Origin of the sequence: Bacteroides caecigallinarum, from assembly GCF_016901995.1 — a bacterium.
GTDB classification, from domain to species: Bacteria; Bacteroidota; Bacteroidia; order Bacteroidales; family Bacteroidaceae; genus Phocaeicola; species Phocaeicola cellulolyticus.
The window spans coordinates 1-2932 of record NZ_JACJLE010000104.1; the positions used below are offsets into that span (position 1 = coordinate 1).

The 2932-nt window shown below is 37.9% G+C and carries 3 protein-coding genes and 1 tRNA gene; all 4 read left to right on the forward strand.

All coding sequences use genetic code 11. From position 1 onward, the window contains the following. Positions 1 to 301: 301 nt before the first annotated feature. Entirely contained in the window at positions 302 to 1300 is a 999-nt protein-coding gene (locus H6A61_RS15055) for an IS30 family transposase (RefSeq protein ID WP_204394711.1), read from the forward strand. A 112-nt stretch (positions 1301 to 1412) separates the two neighbouring features. Beyond that, positions 1413 to 1483: transfer RNA gene (locus tag H6A61_RS15060), tRNA-Gln, on the forward strand. Positions 1484 to 1855: 372 nt separating this feature from the next. Then, positions 1856 to 2134 (forward strand): LysO family transporter, encoded by a 279-nt coding sequence (locus H6A61_RS15065; RefSeq protein ID WP_154043682.1) that lies wholly within the window; start codon positions 1856 to 1858, stop codon positions 2132 to 2134. Continuing rightward, positions 2131 to 2751, forward strand: a complete 621-nt coding sequence (locus H6A61_RS15070; RefSeq protein ID WP_204394712.1) for a lysine exporter LysO family protein — start codon at positions 2131 to 2133, stop codon at positions 2749 to 2751. The genes H6A61_RS15065 and H6A61_RS15070 overlap by 4 nt, the downstream gene beginning before the upstream one ends. The last annotated feature ends 181 nt before the right edge of the window (positions 2752 to 2932 follow it).

Below are 2932 nucleotides of genomic sequence, written 5' to 3' on the forward strand. Positions count from 1 at the left end.
TGTAGATTCCAAAACGAAGTGCAACGTTTTGGTCTTTAAAAGTAGTAGATTCAAGGAGTAAAGTGTTAACTTTGCCTCGTGAATCAAAGAGGAGGCGAGCTCTGCTGAGGAGCGACTCGACCAAGCAATAGATTCATGTACCACACTGAAATAGTGTAAAGGAGCGAGGCTGTCTGATTTCAGCCCCGCTTTCATTATTTTAGGAGGTACGTATGGCTAAGAAAACCTTTCCCTGTGGCAATGCAAAAAAACAAAAAGGGAGACCGAAGTCTCCCCAAGATTAATTAACTTTGTATTGCTTATGTACAATCAATTAACCCTTGCGCAAAGGTACACAATTTCTACCATGCGCCAAAATGGTTTTTCATTAAAAGCCATAGCAGACGAATTAAACCGTATTGAAGAGGAAGCAGCCATATCCTCCGGTAATCCTCTTCCCGAAAAGAAACGTTCAGCATCCACCATTTCACGTGAGTTGAAGCGTAATAGGACAAAGACCGGTAGATATAATCCCAAACAGGCTGATGAAATGGCCCGTGAAAAGAGGGAGCGAATAGTACGCAACACAGCAATAAAACCTGGGGTGCTGGAGCTTGCCATAAAGTTACTCAAAGGGAAAGGATGGTCTCCGGAACAAATTTCAGGACATCTGAAAAAAGAGGGGAAACGCATATCTAAGGAACGTATCTATCAGGAAATCAGAAGAAAGCCTGAGCTTTCAAAATATTGTCATCACCATATGAAATACAGGCGTCACCAGGCTAAGCCATATAAGACAGCAGGAAAAAGCATGATTCCTGACAGGGTATCCATCCATGAAAGACCGGCAGAAGCCAATGGAAAAAGATTTGGAGACTGGGAGATGGATTTAGTTATTGGAGCAGAGCAAAAAAGTGCAGTTCTTACAATAATTGAACGAAGTAAGAATATGTTTCTACAAACAAAACTTCCATCCAAGAAACCTGAAGATGTAGAGACGGCTGTGGTAAGACTTTTGCTCCCCTTCAAAAAACATGTGTATACTATCACAACAGATAATGGAATTGAATTTCGTAATCACAAGGCTATATGTAAAGCTCTGGATTGTACTGTGTATTTTGCAGATCCATATTGTTCGGGACAAAAAGGGGCAATTGAGAATATGAATAAAATACTTCGGGAATATTTCCCTAAAGGTACAGATTTCAGACAGGTGTCTCAAGCGGAACTGAACAAAGTACAATATCAAATTAATGATAGACCGCGTAAAAAACTAGGGTTTTCAACCCCCAAAATCGAGTTTTATAAAAGTATTTGCTAATTTTGCACTTGCCACTTGACTCTACAAGTACGAAAAAAGTTAAAGAAAATTTGGAAGATAACGTAAAAAGATAGTATCTTTGCCACGCATTTCGAAAGAAAGCACTAAAGTTTGGACTATGGTGTAATGGTAGCACAACAGGTTTTGGTTCTGTTTGTCCAGGTTCGAATCCTGGTAGTCCAACACAACGAAGCCTCAAGAGATAACTTCTTGAGGCTTTTTTGTTTATATAATTGTGTAATAAAAACGAATATTTATTCATCATTAATAATACACTATCAATTCGTAATATAATATACATATCAAATTGTAAGCAATATAAACATAAAATATTCGAATTACAGCACAAAACATTTTTCTTGTATATCAAATATAACATAAAAGAAAAAAGCGTACCTTTGCGCCCGATTTCATGCAACACAAAAACTTATAAATTGATATTAAAAATGAAAATAATCTGGTCTATACGATCTTTTAATTTCACTAATGTGCCATAGAATATACTCCAAGCGAGGATTTTTATTTTCTATGTCTAATTTTAATTTATAACTTCACATGTTCATTTTTATTTCTATTATGGCAATCGGTGCCTTGATAGGCTATAGTCTGCGCAGTAAAAAAGACCTAAGCAAGGTAACTGTACTTATACAAATTGTAGTTTGTCTTCTTTTATTCATTCTCGGACTGTCGGTAGGGGCAAACAAACTAATAATTAACAATCTGACTTACTACTGCGAGCAAGCAGCAATAATATCTGCCTTAAGCCTCGTAGGAAGCTCTGTAGCAGCCATGCTGGTATTCAACATGTTTTTCAAGAAAGGAGCCGGAAAATGAAAGGAAGCATAATGATTCTGGTATTCTTTATATTAGGATGTCTGGGCGGTTATTTTGTTACAATGGACTTCGATGCGCATCAGCTCTCAGTATATGTGTTGTATGTACTTATGCTTTTGCTTGGCATCAATCTTGGAGGTAATCAGGACATAAAAGGATTTGTATCACAACTGAGTTTTAAGATGCTTCTTGTACCAATGGCTACAGTGGCAGGAACATTCGTTTTCTCTGCAATTGCAGCATTTATTCTGAGCAGATGGAGCATATTCGACTGTATGGCAGTGGGTAGCGGTTTTGCATACTATTCCGTATCTTCAGTACTTATAACTCAGCTTAAAACACCAAGTATAGGACTTCAGCTTGCCACAGAACTCGGAACTATCGCCCTGCTTGCAAATATATTCCGCGAAATGACGGCCCTGATTTGTGCCCCGGTAATAAGAAAATATTTCGGACAGCTTGCACCTATATCTGCCGCAGGTATAGGATCATCAGATATTCTATTGGCCACTATCAGCAAATATTCAGGCAAGGAGGCCATCCCATTGGCTATTCTTCACGGAATTCTGATAAACCTTAGCGTACCGTTCTTCGTATCGTTATTCTGTAATTTATAATAAGAAACAAAAACCGCCGGCTAGATATACATCACATATCTCTAGCCGGCGGTTTTTACTATATTTTATCGTACGAAACGTATAGACATAAAAAAAGGAGTACCGCTGTACTCCAACCTTTGTTAACCTTAAAATCTAATACTATGAAAAACACAGTACAAAGGTACGGACTTTCTGGTAA